This window comes from Longimicrobiaceae bacterium, from assembly GCA_036375715.1.
Taxonomy (GTDB): Bacteria; Gemmatimonadota; Gemmatimonadetes; order Longimicrobiales; family Longimicrobiaceae; genus DASVBS01.
In genome coordinates this window covers 46478-64817 of the sequence record DASVBS010000028.1, presented here as the reverse complement: position 1 = coordinate 64817, position 18340 = coordinate 46478, and the positions used below count along the sequence as shown (strand labels likewise).

Annotated in this window: 13 protein-coding genes; 9 read left to right on the top strand and 4 right to left on the bottom strand. The window is 67.5% G+C overall.

Annotated features, from left to right (window positions below):
• Positions 1 to 10: 10 nt before the first annotated feature.
• The 3 genes from VF167_05135 to VF167_05125 form a co-directional block, all read right to left on the bottom strand.
• Positions 11 to 1201 (bottom strand): hypothetical protein, encoded by a 1191-nt coding sequence (locus tag VF167_05135; protein ID HEX6924787.1) that lies wholly within the window; start codon positions 1199 to 1201, stop codon positions 11 to 13.
• Positions 1198 to 2067, bottom strand: a complete 870-nt coding sequence (locus VF167_05130) for a winged helix-turn-helix domain-containing protein (protein ID HEX6924786.1) — start codon at positions 2065 to 2067, stop codon at positions 1198 to 1200. The genes VF167_05135 and VF167_05130 overlap by 4 nt, the downstream gene beginning before the upstream one ends.
• Before the next feature lie 901 nt (positions 2068 to 2968).
• On the bottom strand, positions 2969 to 3781 hold the full coding sequence (locus VF167_05125) for a phosphatase PAP2 family protein (protein ID HEX6924785.1): 813 nt from the start codon (positions 3779 to 3781) through the stop codon (positions 2969 to 2971).
• A 285-nt stretch (positions 3782 to 4066) separates the two neighbouring features.
• On the opposite strand from VF167_05125, the gene VF167_05120 reads away from it, so the two are divergent.
• Positions 4067 to 5404, top strand: a complete 1338-nt coding sequence (locus VF167_05120; protein ID HEX6924784.1) for an erythromycin esterase family protein — start codon at positions 4067 to 4069, stop codon at positions 5402 to 5404.
• Positions 5405 to 5450: 46 nt separating this feature from the next.
• On the opposite strand, the gene VF167_05115 is transcribed toward VF167_05120, so the two are convergent.
• On the bottom strand, positions 5451 to 6662 hold the full coding sequence (locus tag VF167_05115) for a hypothetical protein (GenBank protein ID HEX6924783.1): 1212 nt from the start codon (positions 6660 to 6662) through the stop codon (positions 5451 to 5453).
• 416 nt (positions 6663 to 7078) lie between these two features.
• Between VF167_05115 and VF167_05110 the strand changes: the two genes are divergently transcribed.
• From VF167_05110 to VF167_05075, 8 genes are all read left to right on the top strand, one after another.
• A complete protein-coding gene (locus VF167_05110; protein ID HEX6924782.1) occupies positions 7079 to 8038 on the top strand; it encodes an NADPH:quinone reductase in 960 nt (319 codons plus the stop codon).
• A 28-nt stretch (positions 8039 to 8066) separates the two neighbouring features.
• Positions 8067 to 8411: a 4a-hydroxytetrahydrobiopterin dehydratase gene (locus tag VF167_05105; protein ID HEX6924781.1), complete on the top strand. Its 345-nt coding sequence runs from the start codon at positions 8067 to 8069 to the stop codon at positions 8409 to 8411.
• Between the two features lie 50 nt (positions 8412 to 8461).
• Entirely contained in the window at positions 8462 to 11080 is a 2619-nt protein-coding gene (locus VF167_05100; protein HEX6924780.1) for a PIG-L family deacetylase, read from the top strand.
• The gene (locus tag VF167_05095; GenBank protein ID HEX6924779.1) at positions 11077 to 12201 is read left to right on the top strand and encodes an extracellular solute-binding protein; all 1125 of its coding nucleotides are present in this window, start codon (positions 11077 to 11079) and stop codon (positions 12199 to 12201) included. The genes VF167_05100 and VF167_05095 overlap by 4 nt, the downstream gene beginning before the upstream one ends.
• Entirely contained in the window at positions 12201 to 13268 is a 1068-nt protein-coding gene (locus VF167_05090; protein ID HEX6924778.1) for an ABC transporter ATP-binding protein, read from the top strand. Before VF167_05095 ends, VF167_05090 begins: the two co-directional genes overlap by 1 nt.
• Positions 13265 to 14941: an iron ABC transporter permease gene (locus VF167_05085; GenBank protein ID HEX6924777.1), complete on the top strand. Its 1677-nt coding sequence runs from the start codon at positions 13265 to 13267 to the stop codon at positions 14939 to 14941. The genes VF167_05090 and VF167_05085 overlap by 4 nt, the downstream gene beginning before the upstream one ends.
• A gap of 81 nt (positions 14942 to 15022) precedes the next feature.
• On the top strand, positions 15023 to 16768 hold the full coding sequence (locus VF167_05080) for an ATP-binding protein (protein ID HEX6924776.1): 1746 nt from the start codon (positions 15023 to 15025) through the stop codon (positions 16766 to 16768).
• Positions 16765 to 18132, top strand: a complete 1368-nt coding sequence (locus tag VF167_05075) for a sigma-54 dependent transcriptional regulator (protein HEX6924775.1) — start codon at positions 16765 to 16767, stop codon at positions 18130 to 18132. The genes VF167_05080 and VF167_05075 overlap by 4 nt, the downstream gene beginning before the upstream one ends.
• Positions 18133 to 18340: the final 208 nt, after the last annotated feature.

The window sequence follows — 18340 nt, the reverse complement described above, 5'->3', positions numbered from 1 at the left end:
CTCTGGCGATTTACCCGTCTCGGCGACTGCCTCCTCCGTCGTTCAGACAGTCGCTCATCAGGGCTCGTACCGGAATCCCGCCGTTACGCGTGCTGAAGAGCTCGTGCAGCGGCAGGCCGGTCTGCGCTTCGAGGACGCGATGGGCGGAGAGCAGCACCAATCGTCCGCTCGGTGCGAGGCGCGGTGCGACCTTGCCCAGGGCTGCATAGAGGTCGCGCAGCGCTCGGGTCTTGCCGACCCGCGCTCCATAGGGAGGGTTGGTGACGATCCAACCGCCATCGCCCGCGGGGGACGCGGCGGAGAGCGGTCGCTGCGTGATCTCGACGTCGTTTTCGAGCCCGGCCCGCCCAGCATTCGCGAGCGCGGCGGCGACCGCGCCCGCGTCCCGATCTGAGCCGGCGATGCGCACCGGCGTGGTGGGGAGCTCCTCTTCACGGCAGCGCGCCACCAGCTCGTCGAAGAGGTCGGCGTCGAATTCGGGCCAGCTGCGGAAGGCGTAGTTCCGGGCCGACCGGTCCCGCGACGCCAGCCCCGGAGCGATCCGACGCGCGATGAGCGCCGCCTCGATGGGGATCGTGCCCGACCCGCAGAAGGGGTCCAGCAGAGGCTCTCTGGCATCCCACCCGCTCGCCAGGAGCAGGGCCGCACCGACGGATTCGCGTAGCGGCGCCCGCGCCAGAGCCTGCCGGTAACCCCGTCGGTGCAGGAGGGCACCGGAGCTGTCCACGCTGATCAGGAAGCGGTCGTAGAAGGTGCGCACGACGAAGAGCTGCTCCGCCTCTCCCTCTGTCTCTTCGGCCCCGCCCTGTGCGGCCTCGGAGCCGATCGCTCTCAGCAATCGCTCCTCGATGGCCCCCTCGTGGTAGAGCTTGGATTTCCGGCTGGTGACCCTCACCCGTACCGGGCGCCCGGGCGCGATGTACTCCTTCCACGGCACACGCGCGCCGTGGCGCTCGAGCTCGAAGAAGGTCCGGGCGCGGAATTCGGCGATTCGGACCAGCACTCGGCTGGCCGAGCGCAGTCGCAGGTTGAGGTCGTAGAGCGTGCTCCGCCCACCCCTGACCTCGACCCCTCCCGCCTGCACCTCACCCGAGATTCCCAGGTCGAGCAGCTCGCGGGCGGCTACCCGTTCCAGGCCGGGCGCCGTCACCACGAAGATCGAACGAGCCTCCCCCTCCCGCGATCCGCCGGCCAGGGTCACGCGTGCGACCCCTTCAGGTTCAGCCGGATCAGCGACTCCGCGACTTTGCGCGCGAAGTCGAGGGAGTAGGCGGGGTACATGGGAGCGATCAACCTGAAGTCGGGCTGCACGAGGCGCTGCCGGGCCGCCGGCGTGAGAAGAACAGCCTCGCGGCGGTCCAGAGCGGCGATCGCAGTCTCGTCGTCCGTGGTGATCACGCGCACCCGGTCCCGGTACGCGCCGCCCTGCAACGCCCGGAGCCGCTCGCCATAGGTGCGGTCGACACAGATCACGGTGAGATCGCGCTCGCGCAGGTGGTTGAGGGCCGAGCTCAGGATCAGCGGGCTGATCGTGGCGATGATCATCGGCTTGCCGGCCGCCGCGACCATCGGGCCAACCTGCGCCGCGTGGTAAGCGGTGGTGGTGACGAAGTCGATCCCCTGCAGCTCGGCGGGGTTCAGCTCGGCTGTGACCAGGCGGGGCTGAATGCCGAACTGCTGGGAAAGCTCCAGGGCGAGGGTGAAGCGGCTGTCGTAGCACGCTTCCACGCACGCGCAGCGGATACGGCTGGCGTTCGTCCAGCGCCCGATCAGGTCCGGGAGCAGAGGAATCTTGACCTGGTGCTGGCAGGCCTGTGTCAACACCTCGGTGAGCCAAGCCCCGGTTTCGGGAAGCGTGCTTACCGAACCGCTGTCGAAGCTGGCCACGAAGACGCCGGACCGCTCGCGCCGCTCAACCAGCCCCTCCAACTCGAGTTCGGCGTACGCCTGCAGGACCATGTAGGGTGTGACGGAAAAGGCTCGCGCCGTCTGACGGATGCTGGGCAGCCGATCGCCCGCCCGCAGAGCCCCGAGGTGCAGGCTTCCCACGATGCTTTCGCGGATCATCTCGACGAGCGTAGCGTCATCTGCCTGCGCAAAGACCTCCACCGACCGCCGTGGAGGAGCGCTGCCGCCCCGCGGACCACCTCTGGTCGCATTTTGGAGCTCGGTGGATACCGACTCGTGGGGTGGGGAGGTTACACCTCGCGGTCGGTCGGGTGTCGGCGGGCGAACGGCATCTCCTATCAGGGCCGCCAGATCTGCGAGGAGGTCGACCTCCCTCTCCTCCCACCTGCGCTCGCCACGATCGGTCACTACCAGGGCTCCGACGATGGTGCCATTTCGTCTGCGCAGCGGCACTCCCAAGCAGGCTTCCTGTCCGCGCGGTCGGCCGCTGTCGGATCGCTCGGCCGCCTCGCGAGCAGCCGGGGCTGTCAGCCCGCTCGGCGGCAAGGCGACCGCCCGCCCCGTCCGCATGACCCGGCCCGCCACGCTGTCCGGTATCCGTCCGGGTAGCCCTTGATCCTGCGGATCCGACGATCCCAGCACGCGCAACCTCTCACCCGAGAGGCGCGTGTACACCCGCGCGGATGACGCGTGCAGGAGCATGATGGCCAGTCGCGCCGCACGATCGCACTGGCGTTCGGAGACTTCCGCCAGGCGGCCGATAATCAGACCGGCGGATCGGGAATCTGCGCGCGGGCGAGTCTCGGTGGGAGGGGGAGCTGCCATCGCACGTGGGGCTGGAGGACAGCCGCACATACTGCAACGATCACGCCCCGCCCCTCTGCCGCCGCGGCCGCGCCGAGTACGCCGCCCACAGCGCCGGGTAATGCCCGCCCGAAACGGGATACATCAGCGGTTCCGTCCCTGGACGGTCGCGCCCGCGCAGGGAGGGGACGCGTTGCCAGGCGCTGCTGCGGGTAGAGCATTTGGACGAGTGTGACCCGATCCGGGTCAGGCATGTTCAGAAGGCGGGCAGGAGCCACAGGCGGGCGGAAGTGCCCGCCGGCGAGGGAGAGAGGGTGACGCCGAGCAACCACCGGTCCAGAGGGTTGTCCGGATTGCGGTGAGCGTACCGCGTGACCTTCCAGCCCGTAAAGGTGCCGAGCCCCGCGGCCATCATCACGTCGGTTGCCCAGTGAACGTTGTGGTACACTCGCGAGGCTCCCACCAGCGCCGCGGCGCTGAACAGCGCCCCGCCGACCCCCAGCTCGGCCTCAGGCCAGCGCTCCTCGACTTCGGCCGTGATGGCCGCCGCGGTGGCGAAGGCGACCGTCGCATGCCCCGAAGGCAGCGACTGGTATGCGTCGTTCATCCAGCCCCGTCCGAGGGCGAAGTTCAGCGAATTGCCCTCGTCTGTGTAGGGGCGGGCGCGCCCGGTGAGCGTTTTCGTCCCGAGCGTGATCGCGGCGGCCAGGGCGACTGCCTCGGAGCTGTGCAGCCCGATGTCCGCCAGGACCGGTCGATCCGCCAGGCGCCCGATCGCGTACATCCCCCCGGTAATCAGGAACGTACCGGGCAGGCCGAGCAGGCGGAGTCCTCCGGCGGATAGGGAGATCAGGGGCTGCTGCTGGAGGGACGAGTCCCGCACAGCCGTGGCGATGCTCACGTCGAGCGGCGCCAGGACGAGGGTTCCCGCGGCAAATCCCGCCGCCCAGACCGCGTCCCGCGAGGTGAAGAGCGCTTCCCCGCTCCCGCTCTCTGATTGAGCCGAAGCCGCCACCGGGCAGAGGGCCGCCCAAGCGACCAGCCAGCACAGCAAACGGCAAGATCTCATTGAAAAAACAATTAGGAATTACGAATTACGAATTACTTGCTCCTCCCTGTCATCCTGAGGGAAGCGAAGGATCGCAACCCGGGACTATTCCCGTCGGATCCTCCCCTGTCGCTCAGGGTGACAATGGCCTCGACAGCCGCTTGAAAATTCAAAGTTGAAATTTGAAAAGGGGTCCTCGTAATTCGTAATTCGTAATTCATAATTCACGATCTTCCGCCCCTCGGACCGGAACGTGCGACGTCTGTCTCGAAGCAGGACGGCGCCGTACCACGAAAGGAGGCGGCGATGAACACGCCGTTGACCGCGTTGATCTCCTCCCGGGCCCGACCCCTCAGCGGACACCATCCGGATTACGATCCCCTGCTCCAGTCGCTCGGCGATGCCCGCCTTGTGCTCCTGGGCGAGGCCACCCACGGGACGCATGAGTTCTATCATGAGCGCGCGCTGATCACCAGACGTCTGATCGAGGAAAAGGGCTTCAACCTGGTCGCCGTGGAGGCTGACTGGCCCGACGCCTATCGAGTGAACCGCTTCGTTCGAGCGACGGGGGAGGATATCAGCGCCGCCGACGCCCTGGGCGGCTTCCGCCGGTTTCCCGCCTGGATGTGGCGCAACGCCGACATCCTCACCTTCGTCGACTGGCTTCGCGAGTACAATCGGTCGGTCACCGATCGGCATCGCGTGGTCGGGTTCTACGGGCTGGACCTCTACAGCATGTACGCTTCGATGTACGAGGTCATCCGCTATCTCGAGGAGGTAGACCCCGAGGCCGCGAAGCGTGCCCGCCACCGCTACGCCTGCTTCGAACAGGTCAGGGACGATTCGCAGGACTACGGATATGCGGCGGAGATCGGCGCCAGTCGCTCGTGCGAGGACGAGGTGGTCCAGCAGCTCGAGGAGCTACGGCAGCGCGCTGCCGAGCTCGCATCCCGGGACGGAAGGATCCCCGAGGACGAATACTTCTATGCCGAACAGAACGCACGCCTGGTCAGGAACGCGGAGGAGTACTACCGCAGCCTGTTCGCGGGGAGAGTCTCCTCATGGAACCTGCGCGACAGCCACATGGCGCAGACGCTGGAGGCGCTCGTCCACTACTTCGAGGAATCGAGAGGGAATGCCCGGGTCGTGGTCTGGGCGCACAACACCCACGTGGGTGACGCGCGCGCAACCGATATGGGGAGGCGGGGAGAGCTGAACCTGGGGCAGTTGGCGCGAGAGCAGTGGGGGGAAGCGGTGTTCAACGTCGGCTTCACCACCTATTCGGGGACCGTCACCGCCGCTTCGGACTGGGATTCACCGCCTGAGCTCAAGCCCGTTCAGTCCGGCCTGCGGGGGAGCTACGAAGCGCTGTTCCATCAGGGTGGGAATCCGAACTTCCTCGTGGTCATGCGGGGCGATCCGGAATTGGAGTCGGCGCTCGACAGCGACCGACTCGAGCGCGCCATAGGCGTCATCTACCGGCCGCGAACGGAGCGCCTCAGCCACTACTTCCAGGCCAGACTCGCAAGTCAGTTCGACGCCGTGATCCACATCGACCGTAGCAGTGCCGTGGTGCCTCTGGAGGCGGGCGAATTGTGGCACAGTGGCGACGAGGCGCCCGAGACCTATCCCTCCGGGATGTAGCGGCTCCGAGCCACCCGGGTAGTGACCGGTCTTGGAAGCGGGTCGGCTACTGGTACTGGATGTACAGTGGTTTCGGCTCGAGCCGCAGGACGTCTTCCGGCGTCATGAGGGGATCGCCCTTCTTGGTGTCGTTGTGGTAGAAGAGCTTGAACCCCGTGAACTGCACCGGCTCGCGCACGATGTAGTCACGGTAGGAATCGCGCTTCAGCCACGACGCCCCCCATCCATCCATGTCGATGACGATCTGCACCTCCGGGCGAAGGCGGATCTGCTCGTGGTTGGTGATCATGTACCGCGTGAAGCGGTGCACAACGAGGATCTTGGGCGGCAGGTTGTTCTCCCGGACGATCCGCGCGAGCTGCTCGGATGCGTAGTTGATGTCCGCCGCATCCATCGTCCCGATCTTCGTGCCCGGGCGCTCGCCTCCCTTCATCATGAACTCAGGATCGATCGCGAGGTGGACGTCGGGCTCCTTCAGGATCCATTCGAAGCGCGGGAGGATGTTTTCCAGCCGATCCGTACCCACCTGGAGATCGACGAAGAAGAGGCCGCCGATTTCCCGGGCCCAGGAGTAGACCATCTTGACGGTCGTATCCTGCATGATACTGCGGTAATGGCCGCTCCTCCCCGGCTCGCCCTGCGCGACTACCGCCACCATATGCAGACACGGCCTCACCGGCCGCGAGGGGTCTGCCCGCCGCCAGCGCTCGACCTCGGACATCAGGCGGCGTAGCATCTCGTCCTTGGGGTATTCGCCGAGCGCGCCCATCCGGGTCGAGTTCGGATTCCCGTAGTAGCAGACGATGCGGTTCTCGGGAAGGATCGACCCCGGGAGCGGAAGCGGCCCATGCACCGGCCAGCCGTGGCGACGGGCGAATTCCGGATCCTCGCCGGCCCGGTATGTCGGCTGAGCCGCTAGCGGGGTCGGCGCCGTCAGGCTGTCGCTCCCGGCGGTATCCGCGGCCGCAGCCGCGCGCTCGGCTTCTACCTTTGCGAGCGAATCCTCCAGGAAGGCGAGGCGGGCTGCGATGGCCTCGGCCACGGTTCGCGTAGCAGTATCCTCCGGGGCGAAGGCCGGATCGGGAGATGTCAGCTCCGCGACCTGCTCCTCCGACGGGTCGCCCATCTGGGCGCCGAGCTGACGAACTTCCTCCTCCGCGCACCCGGCGAGCAGGAACGCGAAGCCGCCTGTAGCAAGAACTGCCAGGCGTCTTCCGGCGCGGCCGGAGACCCCCTTTGACGGGCTGAAATGCTTCAAGGATAACTCCTTAGGAGGATAGCCACATACCGGAGCGAGCAGTACACCCGGCTTGAGCGGAGGGTCCCGCGGGGCGACGTTGCTGCGCTCGGGGATAACGCGTCGTCCCGCTTCTGCGGCAGGACTCCTGCGAGTCGTCCGAAGCATCGGCAATTCGAAGTTACCCCGCAAGCTGGGCCGCTCCAGAGCGCACCATGAAACGATAAGCCAGAGCGAAGCCAACGGGAGCGGGAGCGCGAGCCACCACCCGCCACAACCGCCCGCTGTGCGCCTGCGGAGCTGGCCATCGTGCCAGTTGTCAAGCTGGCCTCATTGCCAACTTGAAGCTGGCCGTGATGCCAATTGTGATGCCACGGCGAACGGTTATCGTTCACGGGCACCAGGTTTCATGGAAGTGGTTTGCACGTAGAACGGAAATGAAAGCGATCGTCATACGAGAATTCGGTCCCACGGAAGTGATGCGTCTCGAAGAAGTCCCCGATCCACGGCCGCAGGCCGGCGAGGTGCTGGTGAGGGTTCACGCTATCGGCGTGAACCCCGTGGACGCTTATCGCCGATCCGGTCGGTATCGTGCTTTGCCGGCGCTCCCGTACACTCCAGGTTCGGACGCAGCCGGCGAGGTCGTCGCTCTGGGACCGGGTGTGGAGCGCTGGAGAGTCGGAGATCGGGTGTACACCGATCACCGCGCCGCGGGGGCGTACGCGGAATACGTCTGCTGTCACGAAGACCGGCTCCACCCCATCCCCGATGGGGTCGGCTATCCGGCGGCGGCCGCGCTGGGGGTGCCATATGCGACGGCGTATCGCGCCCTGTTCCAGCGCGGGCAGGCGCGTGCGGGCGAGCGTCTGCTCGTTCACGGCGCCACCGGAGGGGTCGGGCTCGCCGCCGTCCAACTCGCGGCTTCCGCCGGGCTGGAGGTCACCGGCACTGGTGGGACGACGGAAGGACGCGACGAAGTCATCGAGCAGGGTGCGGCCCGCGCGCTCGATCATCATGCGCCGGATCATGCAGAGAGGCTTGCGGAGGCTGCGCCCGGCGGCTTCGACGTCATACTGGAGATGCTGGCGAACCGGAACCTGGCGATCGATCTACGCGTGCTCGCACCGCGTGGGCGGGTCGTGGTGGTCGGCAGCCGGGGTGAGGTGGAGATCGACCCGCGCGACCTCATGTCGCGTGAAACCGAGGTCCGGGGGATGACCCTGGCCAACACCCCCGACGACGATCTACGATCGATCCACGAGGCACTCTTCGCAGGGCTGCAGGAGGGGACGTTACGTCCGGTTGTGGCCGAGGAGCTTCCGCTGGCCGACGCACCGGCGGCCCACGAACTGGTGATGCGCGACGGGCACCGCGGGAAGATCGTACTGATCCCGTGATCTGTACACGTCCAGTCGGAGGTGTGTGATGAGCGAGCTGGCGGGGATGACCTGTGAAGCGTGCCGGCGCGGAGAGCCCACCGTCACCGCTGAGGAGCGCGAGGTGCTACTGCCGCAGATACCCGAGTGGAAGGTGGTGACGAAAGATGGGGTCGACCGGCTGGAGCGCGTCTTCCAGTTTCCGGATTTCGCACGCGCGCTCGAGTTCACCCAACGCGTCGGCGAGATCGCGGAGGCCGCGGGGCACCATCCTGCCATCCTGACCGAATGGGGAAAGGTGACCGTGAGCTGGTGGACCCACAAGATCGGCGGATTGCACCGCAACGACTTCATCATGGCCGCCCGCACGGACGAGCTGCTCTCGGGCCGCTGAGGCCCCTGGCGGGGGTTGCGTGCCCTTTGCGGCTCAACAACTTTCCCCGCATGAGAACAGGCTCGATTCGGCGGGCGGCCACGCTGCTCGCGTTATTTCTGCTCGTACCCGTCTCGGCGGCTCACGCACAGCTCCCCGGGACCGAGTACGAAGGGGCGTCCGCGCTGGGCCTCGAGCTGCGCCGGCTCGGGACGACCAAGCGCGTCCTGATGATCGGCGCGCACCCGGACGACGAAAATACCCAGATTCTGAGCACCCTCGCCCTCGGGCAGGGGGCGGACGTGGCGTATCTCTCGCTGACCCGGGGAGAGGGCGGGCAGAACGGGATTGGCCCGGAGCTTGGTGAGGGTCTTGGCCTGCTCCGGACGGAAGAGCTGCTCGCGGCCCGCCGGCTCGATGGAGCGCGGCAGTATTTCACGCGCGCATACGATTTCGGCTTCTCCAAGAGTGCGGAAGAGGCCTTCCGCCACTGGCCCCGGGAGGAGGTCCTCGGTGACGTGGTGGCCGTGATCCGGCACTTCCGTCCCGATGTCGTCCTGTCGGTGTTCAGCGGCACTCCGCGCGACGGGCACGGGCAGCACCAGGCCGCCGGCATCCTCGCTCGCGAGGCGTTCCAGGCCGCCGGCGATTCCACCCGCTTCCCTGAGCAGATCCGCGCCGGTCTACGCCCGTTCGCGCCTCGCAAGCTCTATCAGACCCTCTGGGCCGACAACGAGGGGGTGGACTTCGCCCTGCAGACCGGCTCGCGTGATCCTCTGCTCGGCCAGTCGTATTACCAGGTCGCGATGGCCAGCCGCAGCCGCCACCGCTCGCAGGACATGGGGCGTCCGCTCACGCCCGGGCCCCAGGAGAGCGGCTTCGAGCTGGTGTTGCCGGGAAGCACGGGCATCAGCGATCGCGGCCTCTTTGCCGGAGTCGACACCACGCTTTCCGGTCTCCTGGAATCATTGGGGGAAGGCTCTGAAAGTAGCACAGTGGCTGCCGCGCTCCCGCTGGTGCGCGACTACGAGCAGCGCGTGAGCCGCGCCAAGGCCCACTTCAACCCGCTGCAGCCGGGGAGCATCGTTGAGGAGCTGGCGGCCGCGCTGAGCACGCTGCGCTCGGCGATGGAGCCATTCCCCGACGGCGCGGTGCGCGAGGCCATGTGGGCGGAAGCGGCAGACGTCGAAGCCGCACTCTGGCGTGCATCCGGTCTCGAACTGGACGTGGTCTCGAGCGACGAGACCATCGTGCCAGGGCAGACCCTGGAGTTGACCCTGCTCCTGTGGAATGGCGGACTGGAGTCGGTACAGGTTGATGAGCTGGAGCCGGTCGTCCCGTCCGGGTGGACGGTCACTGCGCGCGGGTCGGCCGCACGCAGTCTGGCTGCGGGAGAGCTCCTCGAGCTGACCTATACCGTACACGTTCCGGACGACGCGCCGCTGACGCACCCCTATTTCCTTTCGGAGGTCCGGAAAGGGGACCTCTACACCTGGCCTACCGAGCGCACGGTCGGAATCCCGTTCGACTCCGCCACCCTCGCGGGGCGCGCGACAGTGCGGATCGGCGACGTGAGCGTGCGCTCCACGCGGGATGCGAGCTTCCTGAAGGTGGATCAGCGACAGGGTGAGATCCGCCGGCCGCTCCGCGTCGTCCCCGCCGTGTCGGTGTTGCTTGCTCCGGGGTCCGTGGTCGTGCCTCTCTCTGAGAATGGGTCAGGGAGCAAGGATCTTCGGCTGGTGGCCACGGTGCGATCGGAAGCGGTGGGTGAGCTTGCGGGCCGCTTCGTCCTCGCCGCTCCGAACGGCTGGTCGGTCGAGCCGGCCGAGGTCTCCCTGCGGTTCGCCGGCGAGGGCGAGACCCGCACCATCCGCCTTACCGTGCGCCCGCCTGACAGGTTGGCGGAGGGTGACGTGCGGCTATCGGCCAGCTTCATCGCCGCGGATGGAAGGGAGTACCGTCAGGGATACCAGCTCATCGACTATCCGCACGTGCAGCCGCGCCCGCTGTATCGGCAGGCCACCGCGGCCGTGCATGCCTTCCCCATCCGACTACCGGGCGAGCTGACAGTCGGATACGTTCCTGGCGCCGGGGACGATGCCCCCGAGGCGCTACGTCAGCTCGGGGTTTCGGTGACCATCCTCGACGGCGAGCAGCTGGCCACGGCCGATCTTCGCCGCTTCGACGCGATCCTCACCGGGATCCGCGCGTACGAGGTCAATCCCTATCTCGTCGCCTACAACCGTCGGCTTTTTGACTATGCCAGGGCCGGCGGCACGCTCGTGATCCAGTACAACAAGTACGAGTACACCGAGCCTGGCATCGCGCCGTATCCGGTGGCCATGTCGCGGCCGCACGACCGGGTAACGGACGAGGCAGCCGAAGTACGCCTGCTGGATCCGTCACATCCAGCTTTGAGCTGGCCGAACCGCATCACCGCCGCGGATTTCACGGGCTGGCACCAGGAGCGCGGGCTGTACTATCTGAGCGAGTGGGACGATCGGTTCACCCCGCTACTGGAGATGGCGGATCCCGGTGAGGCGCCTCTTCGGGGCGGCCTGCTCGTCGCCCCGCTGGGAGAGGGAACTTACGTCTACACCGGGCTATCCTTCTTTCGCCAGCTTCCGGAAGGCGTTCCGGGCGCGTACCGGCTGCTGGTCAACCTGCTCTCGCTCGGAAAGCACCCGTGAAGCGACACTCCAGCCCGACTCGCCGACGCTCCGCGTGCGAAACGCATTCGTGTGATCGACGGCCGCGCGGCTCGGCATGGGCGCTCTCATGCACTCGCACCCTGCGGGTCTGCCTGCTCCTTGCGCTCGGCGGCGCGGTACTGGACGCCTGCGGCGGCGACGGCCGCGAGGCGTTGATCGTTTACTCGCCGCACGGACCCGATCTCCTGAACGACGTCGAGCAGCGCTTCGAGGCCGCCCACCCTACGATCGACCTGCAGTGGCTGGACATGGGGTCGCAGGAGGTGCTCGATCGCATCCGTTCGGAGCGTGCGAACCCCCAGGCCGACGTCTGGTACGGGGGTCCCAGCCAGCTCTTCGCGGCCGCCGCAGACGACGGCCTGCTCGCCGCGCACCGGCCGGAATGGGCCGAGCTGGTGGCCGAACACAGCGATGCGGAGGCGCGCTACCTCGCCCTCTACTACACGCCCTTAGTCATCGCCTACAACAGCGAGGCGGTGGATTCCGCTCTGGCTCCGCGTGACTGGGACGACGCGCTCGATCCGCGCTGGAGGGGTCAGGTGCTCATCCGCGACCCACTGGCGAGCGGCACGATGCGGAGCATCTTCGGCATGATCGTGGAGCGCTCGCTGCGCGCGACGGGCGATACGGCGCAGGGCTTCGACTGGCTCCGCCGTCTGGACGCTCAGACGCGCGAGTACGTGCTGAACCCGACCCTGCTGTACCAGAAGCTCGCCCGGCAGGAGGGGCTGATCACCCTCTGGGACATGCCGGACATCGAGATGCTCAAGGCGACCACCGGTTACCCCATCGACTACAACTACGCGCGGAGCGGCACCCCCATGGTGGTGGATGCGGTCGCCGTGGTGGCCAACTCTCCCAACTCTGAGGCCGCCCGCGCCTTCGTGGAGTTCATTGGCAGCAGCGAGGAAGTTCTCTTCGCAGCACGCGAGCATATGCGCCTCCCGGTGCGCGAGGACATCCCCGTCGATTCGCTTCCCCCCGCCCTGCGCCGGGCGCGCGAGGAGATCGTGGAGGAGCCCATGGACTGGCGGCTGCTGCAGGAACGCGGATCGGACTGGATGCGCTACTGGGACGAGCGGGTGCGGGGCCGGGGGTGATGCTGCGGCTGGAGTCGCTCAGCAAGCGGTTCGACGAGACCGTCGCGGTGCAGGATCTGTCGCTCGAAGTCTCGAAGGGTGAATTCCTCAGCCTCCTGGGGCCGAGCGGGTGCGGGAAGACGACCACGCTGCGCATGGTGGCGGGATTCGAGACCCCCACCAGCGGAAGGATCCTGCTGGAAGGGCGCGACGTCACGCACCTGCCGCCCCAGCGGCGCGGCACCGGGATGGTCTTCCAGAACTACGCGCTCTTTCCCCACCTGGACGTCTTCGAGAACGTTGCCTTCGGGTTGCGCGCGCGGGGTGAAAAGAGCTCCGTCATCGCGGAACGGGTCCGCCGCGCGCTGGAGCGGGTGGACCTGGCCGGGTTGGAGCGGCGATCGGTGCAGGCCCTCTCCGGCGGGCAGCAGCAGCGCGTCGCGCTCGCTCGCGCCCTCGCTCCTGAGCCGCCGCTCCTTCTCCTCGACGAGCCGCTCTCCAACCTCGACGCGGCGCTACGCGAGCGCACGCGTTCCGAGCTGCGAGCGTTGCTGAAAGAGGTGGGGATCACCGCGGTTTTCGTGACCCACGACCAGGAAGAGGCCTTCCACCTCTCGGACCGCATCGCCGTGCTCGACCGAGGTCGGCTGCAGCAGGTGGGCCCCGCGGAGGAGCTCTACCATCGCCCCGTCAATCCCTTCGTCGCTTCGTTCGTGGGGCAGGCCAACTTCTTTCCGGGCCGGGTGATCGGTACCGATCAGGGCGTGGCCGAGGTCGAGGTGATGGACGGTGTGCGCTGGAAGATTCCGCACCAGGATGGCGTTGCACCCGGCAGCGTGCGGGTGATGACCCGCCCGGAGTCGCTGCTCCTGGCGCCAGGCTCGAACAACGGTCCGGACGAGCTGCGCGGTCGCGTACTCGACCGACGGTTCGCGGGCGGGGCGACCTATTACCGGGTCGAGGTGGCGGAGGCGGGAGAGGTGCTGGTGTCGGTGACCGGTGACCCGGAAGGGGGCCTCAGCGGCCCCGTGGCTTTGAAGCTGCGCCCGGGAGGCACCGTGCGCCTATTTCCGGCGGAGTCGACGTGACCAGCACGCAGCGCCGCCGTACGCTGCTGCTCGCGCTGCCAGTCGCGGCGCTCCTCCTCTGGCTCGTCCTCTATCCGAACCTCTTCGTGCTGGGTGATTCACTGCGTGAAGGGGGCCGGATCACCTTCGATGCGTACGTCCGCTTCTTCAGAAGCCCCTCCGAGCGAGAGGCGCTGTGGAACAGCGTCTGGCTGAGTGCCGCCAGCGTCGCGCTCGCGGGTGCGGTGGGCATCCCGCTGGCCTTTCTCTTCTCGCGGTACGACTTCCCCGGGCGCCGGATCCTCGGGGGGCTGGCATCGCTGCCCGTACTGCTCCCCCCGCTGGTGGGCGTCATCGCCTTCGTCTTCCTCTTCGGAGAGAGCGGCTTCCTCGCGCGCGGCGTTCAGCTCCTCCTGGGCCTCGAGCGCCCGCCGTGGCGGCTGACCGGCGCGCCCGCCATCCTGCTGGTGCACGCGTACACGATGTATGTGTACTTTTTCCTCTTCACCAGCGCCGGTCTGGCGAGGCTCGATCCGACGTACGCCGAGGCGGCCGCGGCGCTGGGGGCTGGGCGCTGGGAGATTCTGCGGCGGGTCACGCTGCCGATGTTGGCGCCCTCGGTGCTGGGAGCGGCGCTCCTGGTCTTCATGACCGCAATGGGATCGTTCAGCGCCCCGTACGTCTTCGGCGGGGGATTCCGCGTGCTCACGACCCAGGTCTTCGCGAGCAAGCTGAACGGAGACCTGACCATGGCCGCCGTGGAGACGGTGATGCTCGCGGTGGTCTGCGTTCTCTTCCTCGTGCTGCTGCAGCGGTACGAGGCGGGACGGGAATACACCGGCGCGGGCAAGGGAATTGCCCCCGCGGCGCGGCCGTTGCGCGGTCGGGCCGCCCGCAGCCTCGTGCCCGCGGTGGCGTGGTTGGGCGTGGGGTTCCTTCTGCTCCCGCACGCAACGGTTCTGCTCGTCTCCTTCGTCCCGGAGGGAACATGGACGACGCAGTTCGTTCCGCCCACCTATTCCCTGGACAACTACCGGGACCTCTTCACGGACCCGCAGATGGCCAGGCCGCTGCTGAATTCGCTGCAGATGGCGTCGCTGGCCACCGTCGCCAACGTGGTGCTGGCGGTCGCGGCGGCTTATCTGCTGGTACGCCGCCGCTTCCGCGGCAAGTGGCTGATCAACGCGCTGGTTATCCTGCCGTGGGCCCTCCCGGGAACTGTGCTGGCGATCGCACTTGCGACCACCTTCAGCGTCGATCGCCCGCTCGCTGGAAGGTTTGTGCTGGTGGGCACGTTCATCATCCTCCCTCTGGCCTACTTCATCCGCAACATCCCGCTGGTCACGCGGGCGGCGATGGCCAGCTTCCGCCAACTCGATCCGGCCCTGGAGGAGGCGGCGGGATCCCTGGGCGCATCCCCGGCGTACACGTTGAGACGGGTGATGCTGCCGCTCGTCCTTCCGGGCCTTGTCGCTGGAGCGATGCTTGCCTTCGTGACCGCGCTCGGTGAGTTCGTCGCGTCGATACTTCTCTATACACATCGCACGCGGCCCATATCGATGGCCATACTCTCGGAGCTTCGGGCTTTCGACTTCGGTGCCGCCGCGGCGTACGGAGTTTTGCTGATCCTGTTGATGGCCCTCGTGTTCGTGCTCGGCTTCCGCTCCGTCAACGCGGATGCGCGAGGGCTCTAGCCATGCGCGGGCAAGGTCCTCCCGGCCTGGAACCTGCGCCCCCTCAGGAGGAATCCGCCGCAGACGGGTGATCGAGAGGCCATGACACGAGCTCGCTCCCCCGGCCCGGACCAGACCCCGCAGAAGGGCTCCTCGTCCCGGAGGCCACCCCAGCTCCCGGCTCAGGCGCGGGTGCTCGAGTGGATCTACGTCGGCCGCCTCCTGCTGGTCGCCACCTTCATCGCCCGCGCCACCTGGACCTCCCTCGGCGCGTCCCCCTGGGTGGATTGGGTGGTTTTCATCATTCTCCCGATCGTCGTCGTGTTCACGGCGACGTCCTATGCGTATTCCCGGGTGCCAGGACGGCAGCCACCGGAGTGGTTCCTGGTGGCCCAGGTGGTGGCGGACGCGGCCCTGCTGACGCTGATCGTCTACCTGACCGGCATCCAGCACAGCATCTACGCGCCTTTCTACATCCTGCTCATCTGCTCGGCGGCGCTCCTGCTGCCCGCGCGGGGGGGTACCTTCGTGGCGATGCTGGCGATCGTGCTCTACCTCGCCAGCATCTCCTGGAGCGGCGCGAGCCTGCTGGACACCGCGGTTCTGCTGCAGCTCGCGCTCTTCATCATGGTGGCGTTGGTCACCAGCTACCTTGGTCGCCGGCTACACGCGGCGGGCGCGGCGCTGGGGGAGGTGCAGTCGGAGCTCCAACAGCTTCGCCTCAATACGGACGATATTCTCTCCAGCATCGGTACGGGCATCCTGACGGTCGAGCACGACGGGCAGCTCGCCTTCATGAACCCCGCGGCGGAGGAGCTGCTGGGGATGAAGGCGAGCGAATGGCTGGGAAAACCGGTGCTCGCCCACCTAGACGAGGTCGCTCCGGGGCTGGGCGCGGTGATCGACCGGTCTCGCCAGGAGCGTACCGCGATCCGGCGATGGGAGACACGGCGCGATGCGGACGACTTCGTCCTCGGTGTGAGCACCACCCTGGTGGAGGGCGTGGGTCGGACCGCGCCGGCGGTGACCGCCATCTTCCAGGACATCACCGAGAAGATCCGGATGGAGGCGCTGCGGCGACGCGCAGAGCGCATGGAAGCCATCGCGGAGCTCAGCGCCTCACTCGCGCACGAGATCAAGAACCCGCTGGCCTCGATCCGCAGCGCGGTGGAGCAGATCGCCGGCGACCGCGTCGATCCGGAGGACTCGCGCCTGCTACGCAACCTCGTCCTCCGCGAATCGGACCGGCTCAGCCGGCTGCTCGAGGAGTTCATCGATTTCGCCCGGGTGAAGGTCACGGCGCCGGCGCCGGTCGAGTTCTATTCGCTGGTGCAACACGCCGTGGAGGTCGTGCGCGCGCACCCCGATGCGGTCGATCGCGAGCTGACGGTCGAGGACCGTGATCCGCCCGAGGAACTGTGGGTGCTAGGAGCCGAGGACGTACTCCACCGGGTGGTGCTGAACCTGGTGCTGAACGCCGCCCAGTGGGCCGGTCGTGACGGGCGGGTCAGACTGGTCGTCGATGAAGTAAGGTCTGACCTGCTCACTCCGGAAGTGGGGGAGCTGAGCCTCATCCGTCTGACAGTCTCGGACACCGGGCCGGGCGTCCCGCCCGAGCTGGTCGACAGCATCTTCGATCCGTTCGTCACGCACCGCCCCGGGGGAACCGGTCTGGGCCTGGCGCTGGTGCAGCGGGCGGTGGAGGCGCACGGTGGCGCGATCTTCGTCGACAACGTCCCGGCCACCGAAGGAACGGGGGCGATGTTCACCCTGTATCTCCCATCTCTGCCACCGGACCTGGTGACCGGGGCGGAGTCGAACACTACCCAGGAAAGCTTGGCTTCGTGAGCGGCGCACCCAGGATCCTGATCATCGACGACGAAACCTCCATCCTCGACACGCTTCGCATCCTGCTCAAACGCGATGGCTTCGAGGTCCACACCGCAGTCGGAGGGCAGCAGGGGCTCGAGGCGCTCGCCGAGGTCGAGCCGGACATCGTGCTGACGGACATACGCATGCCCGGGGTTTCGGGGATTGACGTCCTGAACGCCGCCCGGGAGATGGATTCCACGCTGCCCGTCATCCTGATGACGGCGCAGGCCTCCCTCCAGTCGGCGATCCAGGCGGTAAACCAGGGCGCCTTTCACTACGTCCAGAAGCCCTTCTCCAACGACGAGATGCTGGTGATCTGCCGACGCGCGGCGGAGTCGCGCCAGCTTCGGCAAGAGAACCGCGCCCTGAAGTCGGAGATCCGCCGCCGTGACGCCTCTCAGGCAGTCCGTCCGATCGGGAAGAGTCGCGCTTTCAACGACGTGATTCGCCTGGCCGAGACGGTCGCGCCGACCGACTCGACCGTGCTGATCTCCGGCGAATCGGGGACGGGGAAGGAGGTCGTGGCCCGCTTCATCCACGCGCTTTCCGATCGCTCGGACGGTCCCTTCCTCTCGATCAACTGCGGGGCGTTGCCCGAGAACCTCCTCGAGTCAGAGCTGTTCGGTCACGTGAAGGGTTCGTTCACCGGGGCGGTGCGTGACAAGGCGGGCCTCTTCGTGGCGGCGAAGGGCGGCACCTTCTTCCTCGACGAGGTCGGGGAGATGTCGCCCGCGACTCAGGTCAAGCTGCTGCGCGCCCTGCAGGAGCGGGAGGTGATTCCGGTCGGGGCCACCGAGGCGGTCCCGGTGGATGTGCGCATCATTGCGGCTACCAACCGGGACCTAGAGGAGGAGATCCGGCGCGGCACCTTCCGTGGCGACCTCTACTACCGGCTGAACGTCATCACCCTGCACCTTCCTCCCTTGCGGGAGCGGGTGGATGACATCCCGCTTCTGGCCGATCACTTCCTCAAGCGCTTCGCGAGCTCTCGCGGTGAGGAACCGCCTCGGCTCTCCGACGAGGCCAGGGAGATCCTCCAGTCTTACGACTGGCCCGGTAACGTTCGCGAGCTGGAGAACGCCCTCGAGCGGGCGGCCGTGCTGTCGCGTGGAGGGGAGATCAAGCCGAACACGCTCCCGGAGCGGCTGACCTCGCAGAAGGCAACGCCCCTGGTCTCCGACCGTCTGCCGCCCAACCCACCGCTGGAGATCATCGAGCGCGCCTACATCCACTGGGTGCTGCAGGCCGAGGGAGGCAACAAGACGCGGACCGCGGAGGTCCTCGGCATCGACCCGTCCACCCTGTACCGGAAGCTCCTACGCTACGGCATCTCCGAATGACCTCCCCGGCCCGGCGCACGCACCGCCTCGCCCGGGGAGGTCGGCTTTACGCCGCCACACCGGACTCATGGGGCTCTACCGGAGCCGAAACGCGCTGCACCCGGCTTCACCGCGAACAGTGCACCTCGGCCCGGACGGCCGGGCCGAAGTCGGCCCAAGTGGAACTTGATCGTGTATCCACCGGTAGTTAGCTTCGTTTCTGCGTCGG